At 61.6% G+C, this 25202-nt stretch carries 25 protein-coding genes and 1 pseudogene; 22 read left to right on the forward strand and 4 right to left on the reverse strand.

Features of this window, described 5'->3' with window-relative positions; all coding sequences use genetic code 11:
- Window positions 1–456: 456 nt before the first annotated feature.
- The 5 genes from RFM40_RS19000 (at window position 457) to RFM40_RS19020 (ending at window position 5058) form a co-directional block, all read left to right on the forward strand.
- Window positions 457–1707 carry an ABC transporter substrate-binding protein gene (locus RFM40_RS19000; protein WP_320228001.1) on the forward strand — a complete coding sequence of 417 codons (1251 nt, stop codon included), beginning with the start codon at window positions 457–459 and terminating at the stop codon, window positions 1705–1707.
- A gap of 21 nt (window positions 1708–1728) precedes the next feature.
- Window positions 1729–2700, forward strand: coding sequence for a YVTN family beta-propeller repeat protein (locus RFM40_RS19005; RefSeq protein ID WP_320278018.1), 972 nt, complete (start codon window positions 1729–1731; stop codon window positions 2698–2700).
- A 68-nt stretch (window positions 2701–2768) separates the two neighbouring features.
- Window positions 2769–3557: an ATP-binding cassette domain-containing protein gene (locus RFM40_RS19010; RefSeq protein ID WP_320228012.1), complete on the forward strand. Its 789-nt coding sequence runs from the start codon at window positions 2769–2771 to the stop codon at window positions 3555–3557.
- Window positions 3554–4429 carry an ABC transporter permease gene (locus tag RFM40_RS19015; protein WP_430691706.1) on the forward strand — a complete coding sequence of 292 codons (876 nt, stop codon included), beginning with the start codon at window positions 3554–3556 and terminating at the stop codon, window positions 4427–4429. The genes RFM40_RS19010 and RFM40_RS19015 overlap by 4 nt, the downstream gene beginning before the upstream one ends.
- On the forward strand, window positions 4429–5058 hold the full coding sequence (locus tag RFM40_RS19020; RefSeq protein ID WP_320227999.1) for a hypothetical protein: 630 nt from the start codon (window positions 4429–4431) through the stop codon (window positions 5056–5058). Before RFM40_RS19015 ends, RFM40_RS19020 begins: the two co-directional genes overlap by 1 nt.
- A gap of 87 nt (window positions 5059–5145) precedes the next feature.
- Here RFM40_RS19020 and RFM40_RS19025 read toward each other — a convergent pair whose 3' ends face one another.
- Both RFM40_RS19025 and RFM40_RS19030 read right to left on the reverse strand, forming a co-directional pair.
- Window positions 5146–5346: a hypothetical protein gene (locus RFM40_RS19025; protein WP_320227998.1), complete on the reverse strand. Its 201-nt coding sequence runs from the start codon at window positions 5344–5346 to the stop codon at window positions 5146–5148.
- Window positions 5347–5573: 227 nt separating this feature from the next.
- Window positions 5574–6563 (reverse strand): LysR family transcriptional regulator, encoded by a 990-nt coding sequence (locus tag RFM40_RS19030; protein WP_320227997.1) that lies wholly within the window; start codon window positions 6561–6563, stop codon window positions 5574–5576.
- Window positions 6564–6683: 120 nt separating this feature from the next.
- Here RFM40_RS19030 and RFM40_RS19035 point away from each other — a divergent pair, with 120 nt between their 5' ends.
- Genes RFM40_RS19035 through gph form a run of 10 tightly spaced genes read left to right on the forward strand, consistent with a single transcriptional unit; the run spans window position 6684 to window position 16572 of the window.
- The gene (locus RFM40_RS19035) at window positions 6684–7733 is read left to right on the forward strand and encodes a class 1 fructose-bisphosphatase (protein WP_320227996.1); all 1050 of its coding nucleotides are present in this window, start codon (window positions 6684–6686) and stop codon (window positions 7731–7733) included.
- 8 nt (window positions 7734–7741) lie between these two features.
- Window positions 7742–8614 (forward strand): phosphoribulokinase, encoded by an 873-nt coding sequence (locus tag RFM40_RS19040; protein ID WP_320227995.1) that lies wholly within the window; start codon window positions 7742–7744, stop codon window positions 8612–8614.
- 10 nt (window positions 8615–8624) lie between these two features.
- Complete coding sequence (tkt, locus tag RFM40_RS19045) at window positions 8625–10631, forward strand: transketolase (protein ID WP_320227994.1); 2007 nt, start codon at window positions 8625–8627, stop codon at window positions 10629–10631.
- Window positions 10632–10642: 11 nt separating this feature from the next.
- Entirely contained in the window at window positions 10643–11722 is a 1080-nt protein-coding gene (fba, locus tag RFM40_RS19050; protein WP_320227993.1) for a class II fructose-bisphosphate aldolase, read from the forward strand.
- A gap of 35 nt (window positions 11723–11757) precedes the next feature.
- Window positions 11758–13218, forward strand: coding sequence for a form I ribulose bisphosphate carboxylase large subunit (locus RFM40_RS19055; protein WP_320227992.1), 1461 nt, complete (start codon window positions 11758–11760; stop codon window positions 13216–13218).
- An 11-nt stretch (window positions 13219–13229) separates the two neighbouring features.
- Window positions 13230–13649 carry a ribulose bisphosphate carboxylase small subunit gene (locus RFM40_RS19060; protein ID WP_320227991.1) on the forward strand — a complete coding sequence of 140 codons (420 nt, stop codon included), beginning with the start codon at window positions 13230–13232 and terminating at the stop codon, window positions 13647–13649.
- 24 nt (window positions 13650–13673) lie between these two features.
- Window positions 13674–14612, forward strand: a complete 939-nt coding sequence (gene cbbX, locus RFM40_RS19065; protein WP_320278019.1) for a CbbX protein — start codon at window positions 13674–13676, stop codon at window positions 14610–14612.
- Window positions 14609–15295, forward strand: a complete 687-nt coding sequence (rpe, locus tag RFM40_RS19070) for a ribulose-phosphate 3-epimerase (protein ID WP_320222133.1) — start codon at window positions 14609–14611, stop codon at window positions 15293–15295. The genes cbbX and rpe overlap by 4 nt, the downstream gene beginning before the upstream one ends.
- A gap of 21 nt (window positions 15296–15316) precedes the next feature.
- Window positions 15317–15874, forward strand: a complete 558-nt coding sequence (locus tag RFM40_RS19075) for a thioredoxin family protein (protein ID WP_320227989.1) — start codon at window positions 15317–15319, stop codon at window positions 15872–15874.
- On the forward strand, window positions 15871–16572 hold the full coding sequence (gph, locus tag RFM40_RS19080; RefSeq protein ID WP_320278020.1) for a phosphoglycolate phosphatase: 702 nt from the start codon (window positions 15871–15873) through the stop codon (window positions 16570–16572). The genes RFM40_RS19075 and gph overlap by 4 nt, the downstream gene beginning before the upstream one ends.
- 80 nt (window positions 16573–16652) lie before the next feature.
- On the opposite strand, the gene RFM40_RS19085 is transcribed toward gph, so the two are convergent.
- The gene (locus tag RFM40_RS19085; RefSeq protein WP_320227987.1) at window positions 16653–17033 is read right to left on the reverse strand and encodes a c-type cytochrome; all 381 of its coding nucleotides are present in this window, start codon (window positions 17031–17033) and stop codon (window positions 16653–16655) included.
- 523 nt (window positions 17034–17556) lie between these two features.
- Here RFM40_RS19085 and RFM40_RS19090 point away from each other — a divergent pair.
- From RFM40_RS19090 to RFM40_RS19105, 3 genes and pseudogenes are all read left to right on the forward strand, one after another.
- The gene (locus tag RFM40_RS19090) at window positions 17557–18546 is read left to right on the forward strand and encodes an ABC transporter substrate-binding protein (RefSeq protein WP_320227986.1); all 990 of its coding nucleotides are present in this window, start codon (window positions 17557–17559) and stop codon (window positions 18544–18546) included.
- A complete protein-coding gene (locus RFM40_RS19095) occupies window positions 18543–19370 on the forward strand; it encodes an ABC transporter permease (protein WP_430691707.1) in 828 nt (275 codons plus the stop codon). The genes RFM40_RS19090 and RFM40_RS19095 overlap by 4 nt, the downstream gene beginning before the upstream one ends.
- A pseudogene (locus RFM40_RS19105) lies at window positions 19330–20078 on the forward strand (ABC transporter ATP-binding protein). The gene RFM40_RS19095 and the pseudogene RFM40_RS19105 overlap by 41 nt, the downstream one beginning before the upstream one ends.
- 261 nt (window positions 20079–20339) lie before the next feature.
- Here RFM40_RS19105 and RFM40_RS19110 read toward each other — a convergent pair.
- A complete protein-coding gene (locus RFM40_RS19110; protein WP_320227984.1) occupies window positions 20340–20777 on the reverse strand; it encodes a hypothetical protein in 438 nt (145 codons plus the stop codon).
- Window positions 20778–21389: 612 nt separating this feature from the next.
- Here RFM40_RS19110 and RFM40_RS19115 point away from each other — a divergent pair.
- From RFM40_RS19115 to RFM40_RS33850, 4 genes are all read left to right on the forward strand, one after another.
- Window positions 21390–23309, forward strand: a complete 1920-nt coding sequence (locus RFM40_RS19115; protein ID WP_320227983.1) for a methanol/ethanol family PQQ-dependent dehydrogenase — start codon at window positions 21390–21392, stop codon at window positions 23307–23309.
- A 160-nt stretch (window positions 23310–23469) separates the two neighbouring features.
- Complete coding sequence (locus tag RFM40_RS19120) at window positions 23470–23994, forward strand: c-type cytochrome, methanol metabolism-related (protein ID WP_320227982.1); 525 nt, start codon at window positions 23470–23472, stop codon at window positions 23992–23994.
- 61 nt (window positions 23995–24055) lie between these two features.
- A complete protein-coding gene (locus tag RFM40_RS19125; protein ID WP_320228009.1) occupies window positions 24056–24868 on the forward strand; it encodes a substrate-binding domain-containing protein in 813 nt (270 codons plus the stop codon).
- Window positions 24869–25059: 191 nt separating this feature from the next.
- Complete coding sequence (locus RFM40_RS33850; protein ID WP_108723373.1) at window positions 25060–25158, forward strand: hypothetical protein; 99 nt, start codon at window positions 25060–25062, stop codon at window positions 25156–25158.
- Window positions 25159–25202: the final 44 nt, after the last annotated feature.

Consider the following 25202-nt stretch of genomic DNA (forward strand, 5'->3'; position numbering starts at 1 on the left):
TCCAGCGGCTTTCCGGCACCAACGGCAACTGCGGCGCGCGTTTTCATGAGGCATTCCTCCCAAGGCAGTCGAAGAATTCCATGCTCGGCGGGCTTGACGTCCGCTCGCAACAAATGTCCGTTTTCTGGCCGTCGTGAGGTCGCGATAATCGAACGATCCACCTCATAAGTCTATTCTACCAAGGTACCCCGACCCTCAACCGCGTCGAGGCAGCCGCGTCATGCACGCGGCGCTGATCTTGAGGATCAGTTCGGAACTTTCTGCGCAGGTTTCGGGAGCCGTGACCCGTTTGATCGCCGACCTCCTGGCACGGGCAAATTGGACTAAAGCAGAAGCGACAAGCCAGCTTACACGTTTGATAAATCCAGCACTTCCGCTAAGTTCGCCACGGGCACCTTGGGCTTGGCGCCGGTCCGACGCGATCGGGTTTCAGCGCAAGAACGGGCATGTTTATCGATGACGAGCGCGGTGCCGAGCACTCTTGCGGCCTTTTTGTGCTTTGTTTTCCTGACCGCCAACATTTCCGGGGCGATAGGCCAGGAAGAGGCGGGCAAACAACCGACGGCAGCGGTCGGGGCTGAAAAAAAGATCACTGAAATCAAGATCGGCTACCTGCGGGCTTACGCCCCGCGACTGACGCTTTCCCTGCTCGACGTGCCGCCGCGTAACGAAGGCGTCGCGGGCGCCAATGTCGCTATCGGCGACAACAACACGACCGGGAAGTTCATCAATCAGAAGTTCAGCCTGGATGTTACCGAGATAAAGCCGGAATCCGACGCGGTTCAGGCATTCGGCGACCTCATCGCCAAAGGCGACCGCTATGTGGTCGCGGACCTCTCGGCCAAGCAATTGCTGTCGATAGCCGACATCGCCCGCGACAAGGGCGTGCTGATCTTCAACATCGGCGCTACCGACGACAGGCTGCGCGAGGAAGACTGCCGCATAAATGTCTTCCACATCGCCCCGACGCGCAGCATGCTGGCCGACGCGCTGGCGCAGTATCTCATGGTGAAGAAATGGCCGAACTGGGTGCTGCTCTATGGTTCGCATGATGAGGACCATCTCTATGCCGACGCGTTGCGCCGCGCGGCAACCCGTTTCGGCGGCCAGATCGTCGCCGAGAAGGAGTTCAAGGACACCGGCACAGCCAGGCGTACCGACACAGGCGCTACGCAGATCCAGCAGCAGATCTCCGTCTTCACGCAGGATCTGCCGGAGCACGATGTGGTGCTGGTCGCCGATGAGAGCGAAGTGTTCGGGACTTACGTCCCTTACCGCACCTGGACGCCGCGGCTTGTCGCAGGCACGACCGGGCTTGTGCCATCGTCGTGGCATCCCGCCAGCGAGCAATGGGGCGGCATCCAGATGCAAAGTCGCTTCCTGAGGACGACGGGCCGGCGAATGCTGTCCAAGGACATGTCGGCCTGGACGGCCGTGCGGGCCGTCGGCGAAGCCACCACCCGCACCAATGGCGACGATCCGAAAAAGATCAGCGACTACATCCGTTCGGGCGATTTCTCGGTCGCCGCCTTCAAGGGACAGAAGCTGACCTTCCGCAAATGGAACCTTCAGCTGCGCCAGCCGATCCTGCTCGGCGACGCCAAGTCGGTCGTCTCGACCTCGCCGCAAGAGGGTTATCTCCACCAGGTTTCCGAGCTCGACACGCTCGGCGTCGATCAGCCGGAGACGAAATGCGCCCTTAAGTAGAATCAATCGGGAGGAATTTTGGTGCAAGGACGAGCTTGTGCACTCGCCATTCTCGCGACCGGCCTCATGGCGGGTCCGGCGTCGGCCTATACTGCCTATGTCTCCAACGAGAAAGACAACACGATGACCGTCGTCGACACGGCGACGATGAAGGTTGTCAAGACCGTCGATGTCGGGCAGAGGCCGCGCGGCATCACCATCTCGCACGACGGCAAGTTCATCTATCTGTGCGCCAGCGACGACAATATGATCCAAATCATCGACACCGCGACGCTGCAGGTCGTCGGTACGCTGCCCTCCGGCGACGATCCCGAATTGTTCGTGCTTTCGCCCGACGGCAAGACGCTCTACGTCGCCAACGAAAACGACAATCTGGTCACGGCGATCGACGTCGACAGCAAGGATGTCAAGACCGAGATCCCGGTTGGCGTGGAACCGGAAGGCATGGCCGTCAGCCCAGACGGCAAGACCATGGTCAACACCTCAGAGACCACCAGCATGGCGCATTTCATCGACACCGAGAGCCATGACGTAACCGACAACGTGCTGGTCGACACGCGCCCGCGCTTCGCTGCGTTCAAGCCGGACGGATCACAGATCTGGGTCAGTGCCGAGGTCGGTGGCACCGTCAGCGTCATCGATAACGCCAAGCGCGAGGTCGTGAAGAAGATCGGGTTCGCGATTGCGGGACTACGGGCCGAAACCATTCAGCCGGTAGGCATCGCCATCAGCGCCGACGGCAAGAAGGCCTATGTCGCGCTTGGCCCGGCGAACCACGTCGCGGTGATCAACACCGAAAGCTACGAGGTGGAAAAGTACATCCTCGTCGGCCAACGCGTCTGGCATCTGGACTTCACCCCCGATCAGAAAACACTGATCACCACGAACGGCAATTCCAACGACATCACTTTCATCGATACGGCGACCGACGAGCCGGTTCAGTCGGTCACCGTCGGCCAGCAGCCCTGGGGCGTGGTCATATCGCCCCAATAGAAAGCAGTCGGATGACTGACCCCGGCGACATCGAGCGCGCCAGGCACAAGCATCCTGAAGGAGCATCCATGCAGCATGCCGGGACGGGGAAAGCGGGAGACGAGGTGGCGGCGCTCGACGTCGCCGGCGTCAGCCATTCCTATGGTCCGAAGCGGGCGCTCAACGACGTCTCTTTTTCAATCGCACCGGCGACTTTCACCGCCCTGCTCGGTCTCAATGGTGCCGGCAAGACAACTCTGTTCTCGTTGATCAGCCACCTTTACAACACGCGCCGGGGATCGATCCGCATCTTCGGCCATGACGTCAGCCGTGCTTCCGGCGAGGCGCTCAGGCGTGTCGGCATCGTGTTCCAGGCACGTACGCTCGATCTCGACCTCAGCGTCTACCAGAACCTCTCCTATCACGCCTCGCTGCACGGCATTGGCGGACGCGAGGCCCGGCAGCGTATCGCCACTCTGCTTGAAACGGTCGACATGCAGGGCCGTGAGCATGACAAGGCCCGTTCTCTCTCCGGCGGCCAGATGCGGCGCATCGAGATCGCCAGGGCGCTGCTCCACCACCCTTCCTTGCTGCTGCTCGACGAGGCGACGGTCGGTCTCGACATCCAGTCGCGCGCGGGCATTCTTGCCACCATCCGAAAGCTGGTCGAAACCGACGGCATCGGCGTGCTTTGGGCCACCCATTTGATCGACGAGGTTGATGACGGCGACCACGTGGTCGTGCTGCGGCAGGGCGACCTGGTCGCCAAGGGCAAGGTAGCCGACGTCGTCAAGGCAAGCGGCGCCGGTTCGATCGGCGACGCCTTTTCGAGGCTCAGCCGCGGCCAAGCGGCCGGCATTGCGGAGATTTCGCCATGAGCGCTTCGGCAATGCCGGAAAAGGTCGCCGCCGTCGCGCCGGCGACGTCCGGCGCATTCGGCCCTCGTCACTATCTCATCTGCCTCAAGGGTGTCGTCGTACGGGAATGCCTGCGCTTCCTGCATCAACGCGAGCGCTTCATCTCCTCGCTGGTTCGACCGCTCGTCTGGCTGTTCATTTTTGCCGCCGGATTCCGGCAGGTGCTCGGCGTCTCGATCATCCCGCCCTACAAGACCTACGTGCTCTACGAAGTCTACATCACGCCCGGTCTATGCGGCATGATCCTTCTGTTTTCGGGCATGCAGTCTTCGCTGTCGATGGTTTACGACCGCGAGATGGGCAATATGCGCATCCTGCTTGTCAGCCCATTTCCGCGTTGGTTCCTGCTGCTGTCGAAGATGCTCGCCGGCGTTGCCGTTTCGATCGCGCAGGTTTACGCGTTCCTGATCGTTGCCTGGTTCTGGGGCGTCAAGGCGCCGCCGCTCGGCTATTTGTTCGTGCTGCCAGCGCTGTTCCTGTCGGGCATGATGCTTTGTGCGCTCGGCATGCTTTTGTCCTCGATGATCAAGCAGCTCGAAAACTTCGCCGGCATCATGAACTTCGTCATCTTTCCCGGCTATTTCGCTTCACCGGCGCTCTACCCTTTGTGGCGCATCCAGGAAGCGAGCCCGCTTCTTTACAAGCTCTGCCTCGCCAACCCCTTCACCTATGCCGTCGAGCTGATCCGCTTCGCCTTCTACGGGCAGGTCGATTGGGTGTCGCTGGGTGTCGTCGCCGGCTGCACGCTGCTGTTCCTGGGAGGCGCCATCATCGCTTATGACCCTTCGCGCGGCCTGATGACCCGCAAACAAGGCACGGGAGGAAACGGTTGATGGAACGGATGGGCCTTGTTCGCAGCCTGGTTGCGGCTGCCGTGCTCGTACCGCACGCCAGCGCCATGGCCGCGAATACCGATCCGGACTGGCCCTGCGTGCAGCGCAAGGTGCCGCAACTCTCGCTCGGCCAGGTCTGGAACGGACCGGACCTTCCACCAGCGGCGAAGGACTGGTCGGAGGACCCTTTGGTCTCCGCCTTGGTCGAGGAAGTGGCGGCTCGCAGGCTGCCGATTGCAGACGCGCAGAAGAAGATCAGGGATTTTGCGGCCTCGGTGCCGGTCGGGCAGCTTGCGCCGAAAATGGCGATGCTCGAGCAGGGCATGTTCGACCACATGGACGCCGAGCGTTCGCACGTGATTACCGGCATTTCCCGCTACGCCCACAGGCAGCTCGAAATGGCAGCCGAATTGCGCAAGCAAGCGTCCGATGTCGATGCGTTGCGTGCAAAACCCGACGCGGATCAGGACGAGGTCGAGCGGCGGACCGACCAACTGAATTTCGCCACGCGAATCTTCAACGAGCGAGCGCAATCGCTGACTTATGTCTGCGATGTGCCGACGATAATCGAGCAGCGGCTTTACCAGCTGTCCAAGACCGTCTCGGAAACGCTTGCCGCGAAGAAATAACGCATGTCGCCCAAAAGTGCGCAGCAGTTTTGGAAGAACGACATGCGAAAATAAAAGATCTAAAGCCTGCTGCGAAGACGCGCCCCGTCAGGATGACCGGCCAGGCAGTACACGCCAGCGCTGCACGAAATAGCCGGGATGTGTTTCCAGCCAGTGGGCGACCAGCGGCTGCGCCTGCATGAAGGCCACCCCGGGATTCATGGCCAGGCCGTCCGCCATTTCCTCGCGTTGCTCGCAGGTCTGCGGCACCGCCGTCATGCAGACCATCATCACGATTGTATAAAGCATTGCCCCTTCCCCTTCGAATTCCCGAACCCCACGCCCGGGACGCATAGCGATTTGCCTGCAGGGATTGGCTGCCCATCCGTCTTGGTGCGAGTGTGAAAGCGCGTGCCCCTGCCCTTTCGCGCTGCAACATAACATGCGAGCCGGACGACCGCCATCGGCGGCGATCCTTTTCCACGCCCTTCTCGGGCCATTTTTGCACGATCCCGTGCGCCGGTATGTCAGGCATTTCACTCCGACAGCTTTCCGGACGCTCTCGCTTGTTGCGTCCGCGCTGCGTCATTCGCTTCGGCGTATGGATACAGCTTGCCGAACAGGGGCAGGTATGTTGCGCCCCTGCGCATCAGGAAATCGTTGAAGGTCGCCATGGCCGGCGAGATCACGTGATCGGTGCGCATCACCGAAAACCATTGCCGGCGGATCGGCATGCCGACGACGTCGAGAATAACGAGGCGGCCGGCTTCCGTTTCGGCCGCGATGGTGTGGGCGGAGATGAAAGCGATGCCGAGATCTGCCATCACCGCCTGCTTGATCGTCTCGTTCGAGCCCATCTCGACGCCGAGATCGTCGATCCGGCCGGGTACGTCGCTCAGGAATATCTCCAGCGAGATGCGCGTGCCCGAGCCTGGCTCGCGAACAAGGAAATGCTCCTCGGCGATTCTTTCCTTGGAAATGTCACGTGCCGACGCCAGCGGATGTTCGGGCGGCGCGATGATGACCAGCGGATGATCGCCGAAGACCGAAGCGCGCACCGAAACTTCCTTGGGCGGACGGCCCATCAGTGCGATGTCGATGTCGTGGTTCTTCAGCCTATCGATCGTTTCGGCGCGATTACCGATGGCAAGCCGCATATCGATATCGGGATGCTCCTTCATGAAGCCGGCCATGAGCCGCGGCGCAAAATATTTGGCGGTGGAAACGACGCCAAGCCTCAGACTGCCGGTGCGCACGCCCTTGATGGCGTCCATCGCGTCTTCGAGCAGGCGAAGCCGCTCCTCGATAGCCTGCGCCGCCTCGACGAAGGCCAGCCCTGCGGCGGTCGGACGCATGCCGTCCGACGTCCGGTCGAACAAGGCCAGCTGGAACTCCTCCTCCACCTGTCGCAACTGGATCGTCACCGCCGGAGGAGAAAGGCCTAACACCTTGGCCGCGCTGACGATTTTCCCGTGGCTGACGATTGCCTGCACGGTCTTGAATTGCTTAAGCGTGAGGTTTCTCATACCGCATACTAAATTGTTTTTACTGCAAAGGTAAAGTTATTGAATTTTACTTAGCTAAGGTCGTCTGGTTTCATCCTCCCCATCCGGCCTCGAGGGATACGGCCGGACCGGGAGGTTACGATGCCAGCGGCAACGCTTGACGCTTTTCTGAACTCCTATCTCGGCGACCCGCCGAACGAACACCGCTCCGCGGTCGTGGCCACCATCCGTCAGCTCACACAGGCTGCCACCAAGACGCGCAATGCCATCAACCAAGGGGCGCTCGGCGCCGCTTTTGCCGGGACCCGCGGCGCCAATGCCGATGGCGATGTCCAGACGGATCTCGACGTCTTCGCCGACGACGTCTTCCTCGACGCCATGCGTCACGCTCCGGTCGCGCTCTATGCGTCCGAGGAGCTGGAGCAGCCGACCCTGCTCGACAGGCAAGCCCCCCTCGCCATCGCCATCGACCCGCTGGATGGCTCCTCCAACATCGACACCAACGTGTCGGTCGGGACGATCTTCTCCCTCCTCCCTGCAACTGGCGCGCCGGACGCCAATCCGGCCGCCTCTTTTTTGCAGGCGGGCGTGCGCATGCTGGGCGCCGGGTTCTTCATTTACGGGCCGCAGCTGGCGCTCGTTCTGTCGCTCGGCAGCGGCACGCATGTCTTCGTGCATTCGACGAGGCTGGGCACCTTCGTGCAGGCCTACGAAAGCCGGATCATCCCGGAGCGGACCCAGGAGTTCGCCATCAACGCCGCCAACTACCGCCACTGGGACGAGGCCGTGCGGCTCTATGTCGACGACTGCCTGGAAGGCACCGAAGGCCCAAGGGAGAAGGACTTCAACATGCGCTGGATCGCTTCGCTTGTCGCCGACTGCTACCGCATATTGATGCGCGGCGGCGTGTTTCTGTATCCCGGCGACCAACGCAGGGGCTACCGCCAAGGCCGGCTTCGGCTCGTCTATGAGGCCAATCCGATTGCCTATCTGGTCGAACAGGCGGCCGGCGCGGCGACCGATACGATTACCCGCATCCTCGAAATCGAACCAGAGAGCCTGCATCAGCGCATACCCGTGGTCTTCGGATCCGCGCGCGAAGTCGCGCGGATCGCCCGCTACCACACCGAACCCAGCGCGATCGGCGAGCGTGCGCCGCTGTTCAGCCGCCGCGGACTTTTCAGGGCCTGAGCAGCATCATGTCGGCAAGGCACCCCATCATCACCATCACCGGGTCGTCGGGCGCGGGCACAACCTCGGTCAAGCGCATCTTCGAGTTGATCTTCCGGCGCGAGAACATCGAGGCTGCCTTCATCGAGGGCGACGCCTTTCATCGCTACGACCGCGCGGCGATGAAGGTGGAGGTGGCCAAACAGGAAAAGGCAGGCAACCCGAACTTCACCCATTTCCATGCCGAGGCCAACGAGCTCGGGATCCTCGAGGGGGTTTTCGAGGAATATGGCCGCCGGGGGAGCGGAAGGACCCGCACCTACGTCCATGACGAGGACGAGGAGAAGCTATATGGCAGGCCGCCGGGGAATTTCACCGAATGGCGCGAATTCGCCCCGAGCGACCTGCTCTTCTACGAAGGCCTGCATGGCTGCGTCGTCACCGACAAGATCAATCTGGCCAGGCATGCGGACCTCAAGATCGGCGTGGTGCCGGTCATAAATCTCGAATGGATCCAGAAGATCCATCGCGACCGCGCCACGCGCGGCTATTCCACCGAGGCGGTGATGGACGTGATCCTGCGCCGCATGCCGGACTATGTCCGCTACATCGTTCCGCAATTCTCGCAGACCGCGATCAACTTCCAGCGCGTGCCGATCGTCGACACGTCCAACCCGTTCATCGCACGCTGGATACCGACCCCCGACGAATCGATGCTGGTCATCCGCTTCGCCAATCCTCGCGGCATCGATTTCCCTTACCTGCTTTCAATGATCCACGACTCGTTCATGTCGCGGCCGAATTCCATAGTGGTGCCAGGCAACAAGCTCGACCTTGCCATGCAGCTGATCCTGACGCCGCTCATCCTGCAATTGATCGAACGCAAGAAACGTGTGTCGTGAGGAGGACGCCATGACCAGCCTGGCAGCATTGAAGTCCGTCGCCGCCGCCGTCTCCGAGCGCGACATGGCGAACGCCATCCGCGCGCTGGCCATGGACAGCGTGCAGAAGGCCAACTCCGGACATCCGGGCATGCCGATGGGCATGGCCGATGTTGCGACTGTACTGTTCGGCCGCTTCGTCAACATCGACCCGACAGCGCCGGACTGGCCTGATCGCGACCGCTTCGTGCTTTCGGCCGGACACGGCTCGATGCTGCAATACGCGCTGCATTACCTGCTCGGCTACGAAGACATGCCGATCGAGGAATTGCAGCGGTTCCGTCAACTGGGCAGCCGTACCGCCGGACATCCGGAGCATGGCCACGCACTTGGCATCGAGACGACGACCGGTCCGCTCGGACAAGGCATTTCGACCGCTGTCGGCATGGCGCTGGCGGAGCGCATGCTTGCTGCCCGCCACGGCGCAGATCTCGTCGACCACTACACCTACGTGATTGCCGGCGACGGTTGTCTGCAGGAAGGCATCAGTCACGAGGCGATCGATCTCGCAGGTCACCTGAAGCTCGCGCGTCTGATCGTCCTTTGGGACGACAACGCGATCTCCATCGACGGACCGACCTCTCTGTCGACATCGATGGATCAGCCGGCCCGGTTCAAAGCCGCGGGATGGCTTGTCCAGTCGGTGGACGGCCACGACATGGAGGCCGTCGCCGCGGCGATCGAGGCCGCGCGACAGTCGGATCGGCCATCGCTGATCGCCTGCCGCACGGTGATCGGCAAGGGCGCGCCCAATCTGGGCGGTTCGGAAAAGACGCATGGCGCGCCGCTGGGCGATCCGGAGATTGCCGCGACACGCGAAAACATCGGCTGGGCCCACGCACCGTTCAAGGTGCCGGACGATATCCTTTCCGCATGGCGCGAGATTGCCGAGCGCGGGCAAGCGACGCGGCGCGCCTGGGAGCAGCGGCTTGCCGCCTCGCCGCAGCGCAAGGCCTTCGAGCGCGCGGTCGGCGGCAAATTGCCCGATGCGGTGTTCGAGGCCCTTGGCGCCTTCCGCATGGAGCATGTCGAGAAGGCGACCAAGGTTGCAACGCGCAAGGCCTCCGAGATGGCGCTTGCCGCGATCAACGGCGCCACCGATCTGACGGTCGGCGGCTCCGCCGATCTCACGCATTCGAACCTGACGATCACCAAAGGCATGGATCGCATGGTGCCGGGCGGTTATGCGGGCCGCTACATTCACTACGGCATTCGCGAGCACGGCATGGCCGCGGCCATGAACGGCATCGCGCTGCATGGCGGGTTCGTGCCCTACGGCGGCACCTTTCTGTGCTTCGCCGACTATGCTCGCGGCGCGATGCGGCTCTCGGCGCTCATGAGCCAGCGCGTCGTCTATGTGATGACGCATGATTCCATCGGTCTCGGCGAGGACGGCCCGACGCATCAGCCGATCGAGCACCTGGCGATGTTGCGGGCGACACCGAACCTGAACATCTTCCGTCCGGCCGACATCATCGAAACGGCGGAGTGCTGGGAGCTGGCGCTGAAGAGCGAGAAGCGGCCGAGCGTGCTTGTGCTCTCGCGCCAGAACCTGCCGATGCTGCGCCAGGCACCGTGCCAGGAGAACCGGTCCAGCCGGGGCGCTTACATCTTGCGCGAGCCATCCGCGCACCGCGCCGTGACACTGATCGCGACCGGCTCGGAGGTCGAGATCGCCGTTGCCGCCGCCGAACGGTTGGAGACCGAACACGGCACCGCCGCCGCGGTCGTCTCTATGCCGTGCTGGGAACTGTTTGAGGAGCAGGACGCCGACTACCGGAAGTGCGTCCTCGGTTCGGCGCCGCGCATCGCCATTGAGGCGGCCGCCCGTCTCGGCTGGGATCGTTGGATCGGCGATACGGGCGATTTTGTCGGCATGACCGGCTTCGGCGCCAGTGCTCCCGCCCCGGACCTCTACCGGCATTTCGACATCACGCCCGAAGCCGTCGCCGCGGCGGCGCTGAAGCTCATCATCTAGGAGGACGGACAATGGCCCGCATCACCCTTCGCCAGCTCCTCGACCATGCCGCCGAGCACGGTTACGGCGTGCCGGCATTCAACATCAACAACATGGAACAGGGCCTCGCCATCATGGAGGCGGCGAGCGCTTGCGACGCGCCGGTGATCATCCAGGCCTCGCGCGGCGCCCGCTCCTATGCAAACGACATCATGCTGGCCAGGATGATGGAGGCGCTGACCGAAATCCATCCGGCCATTCCGCTGTGCATCCATCAGGATCACGGCAACAACGAGGCCACCTGTCTTTCGGCGATCCGCCACGGCTTCACCTCGGTGATGATGGACGGGTCGTTGATGGCGGACGCCAAGACCCCGGCGACATACGACTACAACGTCGCCATCACCGAACGCGTCGCGCGCATGGCGCATTGGGTCGGCGCTTCCGTCGAAGGCGAGCTCGGCGTGCTCGGCTCGCTGGAAACCGGCCAGGGCGAGGCCGAGGACGGTCACGGCGCGGAGGGCGCGCTATCGCACGACCAGCTCTTGACCGATCCCGATCAGGCGGTCGACTTCGTGACCGCCACGCGGGTCGATGCGCTGGCGATTGCCTGCGGAACCTCACACGGCGCCTACAAGTTCACGCGCAAGCCGGACGGCGACATCCTGGCCATGCAGGTGATCGAGGCGATCCACGAGAAGCTGCCCAACACGCATCTGGTCATGCACGGTTCGTCCTCCGTGCCGCAGGAACTGCAGGACATCATCAACAAGTATGGCGGCGAGATGCCCCAGACCTTCGGCGTTCCGGTCGAGGAGATCGAGCGCGGCATCCGCCACGGCGTGCGCAAGGTCAACATCGACACCGACTGCCGCATGGCCATGGCCGGGCAGTTCCGTCGCGTCGCAACGCAGGATCCGCGCGAATTCGATCCGCGCAAATTCCTGAAGCCCGCCATGGACGCCTTGCGCGACCTTTGCCGCGATCGTTTCGAACGCTTCGGCACCGCCGGCAACGCCTCGAAGATCAAGGTCATCGCCATGGACGAGATGGCGAAACGCTATGCCGCGGGAAAACTCGACCCGCAAATCGCAACCGCGAAAGCCGCCTGAGCGGCGGTCCGCCAAAAAAGGAAAGGACCGGCACCATGCCCAACAAATCCGAAACCGTGACCGGTAAGGACCGCTACAGGTCCGGTGTCATGGAATACAAGAAGATGGGCTATTGGGAGCCCGATTACGAGCCGAAGGATACCGACATAATCTCGGTGTTCAGGATCACGCCGCAGGACGGTGTCGACCCGATTGAGGCCGCGGCAGCCGTCGCCGGCGAATCCTCGACCGCAACCTGGACGGTGGTCTGGACCGACCGGCTGACGGCAACCGAAAAATACCGCGCCAAGGCCTACCGGGTCGACCCGGTGCCGAACGCGCCCGGACAGTATTTCGCCTATATCGCCTATGACCTCGACCTGTTCGAGCCGGGTTCGATCGCCAATCTTTCGGCATCGATCATCGGCAATGTCTTCGGCTTCAAGCCATTGAAAGCGTTGCGGCTCGAAGACATGCGTTTTCCGGTCGCCTATGTGAAGACCTTCCAGGGACCGGCGACCGGCATCGTCGTCGAGCGCGAGCGCCTCGACAAGTTCGGCCGCCCGCTGCTCGGCGCCACCGTCAAGCCGAAGCTCGGCCTTTCGGGCCGCAATTACGGCCGTGTCGTCTATGAGGCGCTGAAGGGCGGGCTCGATTTCACCAAGGACGACGAGAACATCAACTCGCAGCCCTTCATGCATTGGCGCGAGCGTTTTCTCTACTGCATGGAGGCGGTCAACAAGGCGCAGGCCGAGACGGGCGAGATCAAGGGCACCTATCTCAACGTCACCGCGGCCACCATGGAGGACATGTACGAACGGGCCGACTTCGCCAAGGAGGTCGGCTCCAACATCGTCATGATCGACCTTGTGATCGGCTACACGGCAATCCAGTCGATGGCGAAATGGGCGCGCAGGAACGACATGATCCTGCACCTCCATCGCGCCGGCCATTCGACCTACACACGGCAGAAGTCGCACGGCGTCTCCTTCCGCGTCATCGCCAAATGGATGCGGCTTGCCGGCGTCGACCACATCCATGCCGGCACCGTGGTCGGCAAGCTGGAAGGCGACCCCGCAACGACAAGGGGTTACTACGACATCTGCCGCGAGGACCATAACCCGATGAAGCTGGAGAACGGCATATTCTTCGACCAGCACTGGGCATCGCTCAACAAGCTGATGCCGGTGGCATCGGGCGGCATCCATGCCGGCCAGATGCATCAACTCATCGACCTGCTCGGCGAAGACGTCGTGCTTCAGTTCGGCGGCGGTACCATCGGCCATCCGATGGGCATCGCTGCGGGCGCCACGGCCAATCGCGTTGCCCTCGAATGCATGATCCTCGCCCGCAACGAGGGTCGCGACTATGTGCGGGAAGGACCGCAGATCCTGGAGAACGCGGCCAGAAACTGTCTGCCGCTGAAACAGGCGCTCGAGACCTGGAAGGACGTGACCTTCAACTATGCCTCGACCGACACGCCGGACTTCGTTCCGGTGGCTACGGCAGCCGAATAAGGAGAACAGTTATGCGTATCACCCAGGGGGCCTTTTCCTTCCTGCCCGACCTGACCGACGACCAGATCCGCGCGCAGGTGCAGTATTGCATCGACAACAAATGGGCCGTCAGCCTCGAGGTCACCGACGACCCTCACCCGCGCAACGTCTATTGGGAGATGTGGGGTCACCCGATGTTCGACAATCCCGACGCGGCGGCGCTGATGATGGAGCTGAACGCATGCCGTAAGCTCTATGGCGATCGCTATATCCGCATCGTCGCCTTCGATTCCTCGCATGGCTGGGAATCGGTCAAGCTCTCCTTCATCGTCAACCGCCCGGCCGAGGAACCCGGCTATCGGCTCGAGCGGCAGGAAGCCGCAGGCCGCATGATCCGCTACACCACCAGGCCCTACGCCGCCGACAAGCCGGCTGGAACAAGGTACGGCTGATCATTGGGACGCGAGGAGAATGCCATGTTTGCGCCAGCCCTTGCCGAAACGGAAGCGCCTCAGAACGCCGTCCCGGCGGCCATCGATCTGCGTGAGGAATTCGAAACTTCCGGCGTCAAGGACGTCCTGGCCGAGCTCGACCGCGAGCTGATCGGTCTCGCGCCGGTCAAAAGACGCATCCGCGAGACGGCGGCGCTCCTGCTGGTCGAGCGGGCGCGCCGCCGCATGGGCCTCGCGCACGAAACGCCGACGCTGCATATGAGCTTCACCGGCAATCCGGGCACCGGCAAGACGACCGTCGCGCTGCGCATAGCCGACCTGCTGCATCGGCTGGGCTATATCCGCAAGGGTCATCTGGTCTCGGTGACCCGCGACGACCTGGTCGGCCAGTATATCGGCCACACCGCGCCCAAGACCAAGGAGATCCTGAAGAAGGTGATGGGCGGCGTGCTGTTCATCGACGAGGCCTACTATCTCTATCGCCCCGAGAACGAGCGCGATTACGGCCAGGAGGCGATCGAGATCCTGCTGCAGGTGATGGAGAACCAGCGCGACGACCTGGTGGTCGTCCTTGCCGGCTACGCACAGCGCATGGATCGCTTCTTCGAAAGCAATCCGGGATTCCGTTCACGCATCGCCCACCATATCGACTTTCCCGATTATTCCGACGACGAGCTTCTCAGGATCGCGGAACAAATGCTCGATCAGCAAAATTACCTGTTCGACGCCAAGGCAACCGCCGCAATGGCCGACTACATCGCACGCCGCCGCGCGCAGCCGCATTTCGCCAATGCCCGCTCGATCCGCAACGCGCTCGACCGGGCACGGCTGAGGCAGGCCAACCGCCTGTTCGAGAGCGCCAAGGGACTGCTCGACGCAAAGGCGCTGTCGACGATCTCAGCCGAGGACATCACCGCCAGCCGGGTGTTCGCGCTAAATCCCGGGGAAGGAGAAAGCAAATGACCGCAAAGACCATCATCGCCCCTTCCGTTCTGTCGTCGGATTTCTCGCGGCTCGGCGATGAGGTCGAAGCGGTCGCACGGGCGGGCGCCGATTGGATCCATCTCGACGTGATGGACGGGCATTTCGTGCCCAACATCACCTTCGGCCCGCCGGTGATCAAGACAATCCGCGATCGAACGGACAAGGTCTTCGACTGTCATCTGATGATCGCGCCGGCCGATCCCTATCTTGCAGCTTTCGCCGATGCCGGCTGCGACATCATCACGGTGCATGCCGAGGCCGGGCCGCATCTCGACCGGTCGCTGCAGGCGATCAGGAGCCTCGGCAAGAAGGCCGGCGTGTCGCTCAATCCGTCGACGCCGGAAAGCGTCATCGAATATGTTCTCGACCGGCTCGATCTGGTGCTTTTGATGACCGTCAATCCGGGTTTCGGCGGCCAGGCCTTCATCTCGGCGGTCATCGACAAGGTCAGGCGTGTCAAGGCGCTTGTCGGCCAACGTCCGATCGATATCGAGATCGACGGTGGCGTCACGCCAGAGACGGCTCCCCTGGTCACCGCGGCCGGAGCCAATGTGCTCGTCGCCGGATCTGCCGTCTTCAAGGGTGGCACCGAGGCTGCCTATCGCGCCAATATCGGCGCGATCAGACAAGCAGCCGACGGAGCGATCCGGCGAGCCGCGTGACCTGCTTGGTCGGAGGATGACATGGCGGCAATCCCACCTGTCTGTGATTTCGGCTGGCAAGCCGTCGATGCCGTTTTGCCCGGCGTCGACGGCAAATCGCATTCGATCTTCGGCCAAGCCGGTCCCAACGGGCTGGTCGTCGCCTTCATCTGCAATCACTGCCCCTATGTGAAGGCGGTGATTTCACGCATCGTGCGTGATGCCGACGACCTCAAGGCCGAAGGGATAGGCTTCGTCGCAATCAACTCCAATGATGCCGACGCCTATCCGGACGATTCCTTCGACGCCATGAAGCTCTTCGCCAGGGCGCACGCCTTCACCTTCCCGTATCTCCACGACGAGTCGCAGGCAGCGGCGCGCGCCTATGGAGCCGTGTGCACCCCGGATTTCTTCGGCCTTAACAGCGAACTGACGTTGCAATATCGCGGCCGGCTGGACGCATCTCGGCGGGACGCCGGACCGCCGGGCCTGAGGCGCGATCTGTTCGAGGCGATGAAGCAGGTTGCCCGAACCGGTGACGGACCGCTTGACCAGATCGCTTCGATCGGCTGCTCGATCAAATGGAAGGATGCCGCATGAACGTTGGCGCAAGCAGGCAGTTTCGGCCGCAGAGGGCGATCCTTTTCGATCTTGATGGCACGCTGATCGATTCGGCGCCCGACATAACGGCCGCAGTGAACGAGCTGCTGGCCGGCCGCGATCTGGCGCCGCTGCGTGTGGATCAGGTCAAGGCAATGATCGGTGGCGGCGTCACAAAGTTGGTCGAGCGGGCCTTCGCGGCCTCGGGGTCACCGCTTTCCGGCAGCGCGCTCGAGGAGGCCAACCGCGACATGGCGCCGATCTACCGCAGACATCTGACCGGCCTGACGAGGCTGATGCCTGGCGTCAGGGAGGTGCTCACGCACTTCCACCTGAACGGAACGGCCATGGGCGTTGTCACCAACAAGCCGCAATTGGCGACCCGCGAAATCCTGCTGCATTTCCACCTGACGGAATATCTCGGCGCGATCGTCGGCGGAGATGCGGTGACACAGCTGAAACCGGCGCCTGACACTCTGCTGCTGGCGCTCGACCAGCTTGGGGTCGAACCCACCGACACGCTGATGGTGGGAGACAGCAGCAGCGACGTCGGCGCCGCGCGCGCCGCCGGCATGCCCGTCATTCTGCTGCGCGGCGGCTATACCCAGGTCCCCGTCGAAGAGATCGGCGCAGACCTTGTCTGCGACAGTCTGCTCGATCTGCCTTCCGCCATGCAGAAGCTGGGTGCCGCTGCCTGACAGGCGGCGTCGATTACGGAGGTCTTCGCCGGCCGATCACAATCGAACGGCCGGCGAAGCCGTTACTTCGAGAATTGCCGTTACTTCGAGAATTGCTTGAGATAGGCAATGACGTTGGCCACGTCCTTGTCGTCCTTAAGGCCGGCAAACGCCATTTTTGTGCCTTTCACCATGGCCTTTGGATCGTGGAGATAGGTCGTCAGCGTTGGTTCGTCCCATTTGACGCCGGACTTTCCGGCCGCCACCATGGCCTGGGAATAGCTGAATCCCGGATGCGTGCCGGCCGTGCGGCCGATGACGCCGTTCAATGACGGGCCGACTTTGTTCTGGTCCTTGTCCGCGACGTGGCAGACCTTGCATTTGGCGAAGACCTTCTCACCCGCCGCGGCATCCTGCGCATGAGATTGGTTCGTGATGAAAGTCGCCAAGGATACGGCAGCGAAAAATGCGATAGCGCGCATGGCATTCCCTCATTGATCGTCAACATGCCCCAGTTGATTTGCATGCCATTGCTTTGATGAAGTCAACCATACGAAAGTCCAGAGCAATCCGGCCGCCTTGTCCTTTCGCCTTTGTTGACGGCCTTAGGGCGAGCGCGTAGCTTCAGGTCGTTGCGGGTTCTCATGGGCACCTCGGGAATCCGGCAGGCTGATTGTCCAGGCTGAGATTTATCGAGGCAGTGGGGCGGGCAGGATTTCGCCAGAGCAGGCGTTTTTGCACGCAAGAGGTGCCGGATGAATATGGTCGACCTCATATTGACGGTTTGCCTGAGCGCCAATCCTGGCGATTGCCGAGACGAGCATCTCTATTTCGAGAGCCGTGGTTCTCTGTTCCAATGCATGATGCTGGCGCCCAGCGAAATCGCGAAATGGTCGCACGAACACCCGACCTTCAAGGTCAGGCGCTGGAAATGCGCTTTCCCGACGAAGGATCAAGCTATCTGACGGAAGCCCCTGGTTTGTTGCAGTCCCGGGAGGGAACTTCATGATTTCGCGGCGGGAAACGCTCCGACTGGCGGGTCTTGGCACGGCGGCGATTCTTGGCTCACACCCAATCGCCGCCTCCGCCGCATCCAAGGTCCGCATCGGCGTGCTGAAGTTCGGCACGGTGAGCTGGGAGCTCGACACGCTGAAGGAGCACAAGTTCGACGCTGCCAACGGGATCGATCTGGACGTCAGCTATTTCGCCGGAGAGGACGCGACCAACGTCGCGATACTTGCAGGCGCGATCGACGTGATCGTGACCGACTGGCTGTGGGTCTCGCGCCAGCGCTCGACCGGTGGCGATGTCACATTGGCCCCCTATTCGACGGCGGTCGGGGCGATCATGGTGAAGGACGCATCGCCGGTCCGCACGATCGCAGACCTCAAGGGAAAGAAGATCGGCGTCGCCGGCGGGGCCCTCGACAAGAGCTGGCTGCTGATACAGGCGCTGGCCAGACGCGATCATGGCCTGGACCTGCCGGCTGTCAATGACGTCGTCTTTGGCGCGCCGCCGCTGATTTCGGAAAAGGCAATTCAGGGCGAACTCGATGCAGTGCTCAATTTCTGGCATTTTTGCGCCCGGCTCGAGGCCAACGGCTTCCGTCGGCTGATCGGCGCCGACGATGCTGAGAAGGCGCTTGGAGCTTCGGGCCCGGTATCCGCGCTCGGCTATGTATTCCAGGACAAATGGGCGAACCAGAATCCGGATGCCATCCGCGGCTTTCTCAAGGCTTCCGCGCAGGCCAAGGATATTCTGGCCAAGTCCGACGATGAGTGGCTGCGCCTGGCGCCGATCGTCCGCGCGGAAGGCAAGGAACTGGCAAAGCTGCGCGACCGCTACCGCGAGGGCATCCCCAGGCGACCGGTCGCCGAGGAAGCGGCCGATGCCGGCAAGCTCTACCGCGTACTGGCCGGGATCGGCGGCGAGAGGCTGGTCGGCGGCGCGCCGGAAATGGCGCCCGGCACGTTCTGGCAGGGGTCCCAGGAATGACTGCACGGGATACTGACGATCGCGCGCCTGGCGCCACGGCCGATACGTCCAGCCGACTCGGTCATGCAACGGCGCTGATGCCAGCGATGACGGTGACAATTTCTCTGCTCGGACTTTGCCTGCTGTGGAGCCTGGCGGCGAATGCCTGGCGAAGCCGAGCCTTTCCGGGGCCGGGAGAGGTCTGGCAGGTGTTGCTCCGGGAGGCGGCGAGCGGCGATCTTTTCTACCATCTCGGCGCAACGCTGGGCCGGGTTGCCGCGGCATACGTCGTCGCGATGATTGTCGGCTCGGTGATCGGCATCCTCCTCGGCAGCTATCGCGGCGCGGACCGGTTTTTCAGTCCGTGGGTAGTCCTGTTCCTCAACATCCCCGCGCTGGTGATCATCGTGCTGGCCTACATCTGGTTCGGCCTCACCGAGGTGGCGGCGATAGGCGCGGTTGCCGTCAACAAGATTCCGAATGTTGTGGTGAACATGCGCGAAGGGACCAGGGCGCTCGATCCCAGTTACGCCGAAATGGCAGTCGTCTACCGCTTCGGTCCCCTCGATCGCGTTCGCCATATCCTGCTGCCGCAACTGCAGCCCTATCTGGCCGCGACCTCGCGATCGGGCATCGCGCTCATCTGGAAGATCGTCCTGGTGGTCGAGCTGCTCGGCCGCTCCAATGGCGTCGGCTTCCAGATCCATCTCTATTTCCAGCTCTTCGACGTCGCTGCCATTCTTGCCTATACGCTGGCATTCGTGGCTGTGATGCTTGTCATCGAACTTCTTCTGGTGCAGCCCGTTGAACGACACGCGACCCGTTGGCGCCGGCGCCCCGCTTAGGGTCGACATCGCCGAGAAGACTTTCAGGTCCGCGCAAGGCGTCTCGGTCACGGCGCTCAAGAACCTTTCCTTCGAGGTCCGGCAAGGCGAATTCGCTTGCCTGCTCGGACCATCGGGCTGCGGCAAGACCACGACGCTGCGTATTCTGCTTGGGCTCGACAGGCAGTTCTCCGGTTCTTTCCAGCTGCCGAAGGCGGCTCGAACCGCATAGCCGCCGTGTTCCAGGAACCCACCTTGCTGCCGTGGCGGACGGTAGAGCAAAATGTCAGGCTGGCACTGCCAAAAGGCCTGCGAGCGAAAAATCTCGACGGGCTGTTTGACACTCTCGGCCTCGCCGGCATGCGCTCGCTCTATCCGGCCGAACTTTCGCTCGGTCTTGCGCGTCGGGCAGCACTTGCGAGGGCCTTCGCGACCGAGCCGGCGATGCTTTTCCTGGACGAACCCTTCGTGTCACTCGATGAACGCACCGCCGAACGGCTTCGGCACATGCTTGTGACCGTCTGGTCGGCGCGACCTACGACCGCCCTGATGGTGACGCACAATCTGACAGAGGCCCTGATGCTGTCGGATCGCATCATCGTGCTCGCGCCCAGGCCCGCGCATGTGCTCGGCATTTTCGACGTAAGGCTGCCCAGGCAACAGCGCAGCCCAGAGGCGACGAGCGACCTTTTGCGGTCGTTCCATCAGCAATTTCCAGGTGTGACCTGATCGCCCTGCAACGGGCGAAATGCCCTTGAGGAGCCCTAAAACGGCCGACACGCATAAATAGCGCGTCGCGACGAAACGGATTAAGGCCACGCACTTTGAATCTTGTTTTGATGCATGTCGTTCACCCAAAACCGCTGCGCACTTTTGGGCGAGCTGGCATTAGAGCAATTCCAGGAAAAGTGTGTAACGGTTTTCCGTCTGGAATTGCGTAAAAACAAAGAGATAGAGCGGTTCGGCGTTTCCGTGAAACGGTGAACCGCTCTAGAAGCAACGCACGTCGGCTTCCGCTTGAGCGCGCTTCAACTCCGTTCGCACGGCTTTCGCCGGCGCGCTTTCGCGAAACAGGCCTGCATTTTCGCCCGTCGTCAGAGACATGCTCTTGAAGGTCTCGGCCCGCTCGTAATGGTCGTACGGGAGGATCGAGGCGATGACATCGATCGAACAGGAACAACTCTCCAACGCCTGACGCGTCTGGCCATTCGTCTGCATGCAGCCGAGCACATAATCTACAACCGTCGCCGTCGGGTAGTCTCCCGCAACGCCGGCTGAATTTGCAAGGACCGGTGTCGGTGCAAGGAGGAGCGGCAGGATCGAAAATCCAACATATCTGATCATGAGAATTCCTCCGGTCGCCGGGGCGCGGTGCATCGAAACTGCATCACCCGGCGCCAGTTGGCGACATGCCGAAAGCCCGGTCAACCTCTCACCGCCTCCATATAGGACCAAAGGAGGAATGCTCGGCCCTTCGCCGACAGCGTTTCTGGGCATCTTCATGACCCGCCTTGCATCCGTCTTACCAGGTTCTTTCCACATCTCGCTCACTACCGATAAAAAATAATGGCCATCACAAACCGCGTCACCAAACTACGTCGAAATAAAGTACAGCTACTATCACATAAATAATACATTTAAGTAAGATTCATTATTTTCTTTTGCTTGCTTACAATCATTCTGCGATCTGACATCGTGGAAAATTTCTACTCTTCGTCTATATATTGCGATGCAACAAAAAAATATTGCAGCGCAAAACTTACAGAGGGGTTTTTCCTTGCCTGGCATTTTGCAATGACATAGCCTTATCTCGTTTCCGGCTTCAAGGACGCCGCTGTAATTCGGGAACGGCGGCAGTCTTTCGTAGGCCAATCGGGCGGGTGCAGGGCTGGGCTAGATAGGTAGAGGTCAGAAATGTACCTCTGCTGAACTGGTTCAGGTCGTGACACGCTGCCGGAAATACTTCCCACAATGAATCGCGTGTACTAGCTCTTGCGAGCTTGCAGATCGATTTCTTGTTACCAACCTGGGAGGATTTTAATGCGCGCACTTACGCAAGCTACCTACATCGCAACGACCACTGCGCTACTGTCGTTAGGCGCGCTCTATACGGCGTCAGCCAACGAAGAACTCGCGAAAATGGCCAAAAGTCCCAAGGACTGGGTGATGCAGACGGGTGATTACGCCAACACCCGTTATTCGACACTCAAGCAGATCACCAAGGAGAACGTGAAGAACCTGCAGGTCAAGTGGACCTTCTCGACCGGCGTGCTGCGCGGCCATGAGGGCGGACCACTGATCATCGGCGACGTGATGTATGTTCACGCGCCGTTCCCGAACACCGTCTACGCGCTCGATCTCAACAAAGACGGAAAGATCCTCTGGAAGTACGAGCCCAAGCAAGACACGAACGTCATTCCGATCATGTGCTGCGACACCGTCAATCGCGGTGTTGCCTATGCGCCTGCCGATGGCGACCGCCCGGCGTTGATCATTCTCAACCAGGCCGACACCACCGTCGTGGCGCTCGACGCCAAGACCGGGAAGGCTGTCTGGTCAGTCAAGAACGGCGAAAACACCGACGGCGGAAAAGGTGAATCCGGCACATCGGCGCCCGTGGTCATCAAGGACAAGGTTCTCGTCGGTGTATCCGGCGCGGAATTCGGCGTCCGCGGCTGGCTGGCTGCCTACGATCTGAAGGACGGCAAGCTCGCCTGGAAGGCTTATTCGGAAGGTCCGGATGCAGAAACCCTGATCGATGCCGAGAAGACCACGCAGCTTGGCAAGCCGGTCGGAAAGGACTCCGGCACGAATACTTGGGAAGGCGAGCAGTGGAAGACGGGAGGCGGCACGACATGGGGATGGTATTCCTATGATCCCAAGCTCAACCTCGTCTACTACGGCACCGGCAATCCCTCGACATGGAACCCGGTTCAGCGCCCCGGAGACAATCGCTGGTCGATGACCATCTTCGCCCGCGATGCCGACACCGGCATGGCCAAATGGGTCTACCAGATGACCCCGCATGACGAATGGGACTTTGACGGCGTCAACGAGATGATTCTCGTCGACGGCATGGAGGTCAAAGGCAAAAAGCATGACGTGCTGGTGCATTTCGACCGCAACGGTTTCGCCTACACCATGGATCGCGCCTCCGGCGAGCTTCTCGTTGCCAAGAAGTACGATCCGGCGGTGAACTGGGCGACTGAGGTCAACACGGACCCCAAGAGCAAGGAGTATGGCCGTCCGCAGGTCGTGGCCAAGTATTCGACCCAGCAGAACGGCGAAGACACCAACTCGACGGGCGTCTGCCCGGCAGCGCTTGGAACCAAGGACCAGCAGCCGGCCGCCTACTCGCCGAAGACCGGGCTGTTCTACGTGCCGACCAACCATGTCTGCATGGACTACGAGCCCTACAAGGTGAGCTACACGGCCGGTCAGCCCTACGTGGGCGCCACCGTGTCGATGTATCCGGCGCCTGGCGGTGACGGCAACATGGGCAACTTCATTGCCTGGGATGCTGCCAAGGGCGAGATCGTCTGGTCGAAGCCCGAGCAGTTCTCGGTGTGGTCGGGCGCGCTGGCGACCGCCGGCGACGTCGTCTTCTACGGAACGCTCGAAGGCTACATCAAGGCAGTCGATGAGAAGGGCAAGGAACTCTATAAGTTCAAGACTCCGTCCGGCATCATCGGCAACGTCACGCCCTTCGAGCATGACGGCAAGCAGTACATCGCCGTTCTGTCCGGCGTCGGCGGATGGGCCGGCATCGGCCTCGCCGGCGGATTGCTGTCACCCGATAACGCCGCTGCCTGGCACGGCGCCGTCGATCAGGGCCGCGCTCAAGGCGATCAGGCCGCGGTCGTTGGAACCGCGGGTCTCGGAGCAGTCGGTGGCTACGCAGCACTTGCCGACTACACGACGCTGGGCGGCCAGCTGACCGTCTTCGGTCTTCCGGACTGATATCCGGAAACGGCCCTAGAGACCGAAGGCCGGAAAATACGAGAGCCCGGATCGCCCGGAGATTTCCGGGCTCTCGATTTGACGCGCACCCCAAACATCGATCAATGCCGCGGCGCGACGGCAAACCCCTTTGTCCTTGGCAAAAGAAGGAAGCGTCTGAATGTCTGTTCGCATTGCAATCTCCGTTCTCGCCCTGGCTCTTCTGCCTCTGGCCGGCTCAAGTCTGGCGTGGGCCGAGGACAGCGCCGAAAAAGCCAAGGCGGTGAAGGACGAGGGCGGCAAGTATTTGGACGCGGATGGAAATCCAACCTACAAGATCGAAAACGGAACCGTGGATTGGTATACGTTCAGCGGTTATCGCCGCTATCACTCGGACTGCCATGTCTGTCATGGACAGGACGGAACGGGTTCGAGCTACGCGCCGGCCCTGGCGAACAGCCTGAAAAACATCGACTACCCCACTTTCCTCTCGATCGTCGCCCAGGGCCGCAAGAATACCGGCAGCGGCAAGGAAAACGTCATGCCTGCCTTTGGCGACAACAAGAACGTCTATTGCTACATGGACGATCTCTACGTCTATCTGCGCGCCCGCGCCGACGGCGTGGCACCCCGTGGCAGGCCGCCCAAGCACGAAGACAAGGCTCAGGCGGCCAAGGATGCCGAAAAATCCTGCATGGGGGGATGAAGTGACCGCAAGCGTTGCATCGAACCCGCGCGTTATCTTGCTGATCCTCGGCGCACTCGCCATGTCGCCGTCGAACGCCCAGGCGCAGAGCGCAGGCCTCGGAGCAGCGGGCGAACTGGTCGACCCAGATACGCTGCGCGTCTGCGCCGATCCCTCGAACATGCCGTTCACCGACCAGAACGGCCAAGGTTTCGAAAACAAGCTGGCTGAGTTGGTTGCCAGGAAGACGGGAAGGAAGTCGGTCGCCTACACATGGTTTCCGACCGTCATCGGCTTCGTGCGCAACACGCTTGCCGCCAACCGATGCGACGTCATCATGGGCTATGCCCAGGGTGATGAGCTGGTGCAGAACACCAATGCCTACTATCGCTCCTCCTATGTGCTCGTGCATCCGAAGGGCGACGACCTCGAGGGTGTCGAGACGATCGAGGATCCGAAACTCACCGGCAAGAGGATTGGCGTCGTCGAACGCACGCCGCCGACTGCCAACATGGCCGCCAACAAACTCTTGCGAACGGCAAAAATCTACCCGCTGGCCGTCGATACGCGCGTCACCCCGTCGATGGGAGAGGTTGTGATCAAGGACATGCTTGCCGGCAAGATCGACGCAGCGATCCTGTGGGGACCGATGGCAGGCTACTATGCCAAGCAACTCAAGGCGAATGTTGCGATCGTCCCGCTGGTCAAGGAAAGGACCGGCTCGCGCATGTCCTACCGCATCACCATGGGAGTGCGTCCATCCGACCAGGAATGGAAACGCACGCTCAACAAAGTGATCCGGGAGAACCAGGCAGAGATCAACAAGCTCCTGCTCGACTACAACGTGCCGCTGATCGACGAACATGACAACGCGATCACGGCGACGCCGGGGTGAGCTTGATCGGCGCGAAATTGCAGAGGCGATGGAGGAAGGAACTGATCTTCGAGGCAGATAGTTTTCTTTAGTTGTTTGAGAACCCAGTGTTTCATTTGTCCATTTGTGAAGTGATGGACGAGCCATTGCATTGCCCGCAATGGCACCAACGACATGACCCGCCCCTTCGGGCCGGCAAAGAGGAGAATGCCATGAAGAAGAAGAGCTGGAAGAAACCGACCATGTGCCAGGTTGCTGCGGGCTTCGAAATTTCGCGGTACCTGCCTGCTGAAATTCCTCCCAGGAAGTAGGCCGCAAGGGTGCATGTCCCTGACAACAGGGGCATGCACCCAGT

Source organism: Mesorhizobium captivum, assembly GCF_033977165.1.
Classification (GTDB): Bacteria; Pseudomonadota; Alphaproteobacteria; order Rhizobiales; family Rhizobiaceae; genus Mesorhizobium; species Mesorhizobium captivum.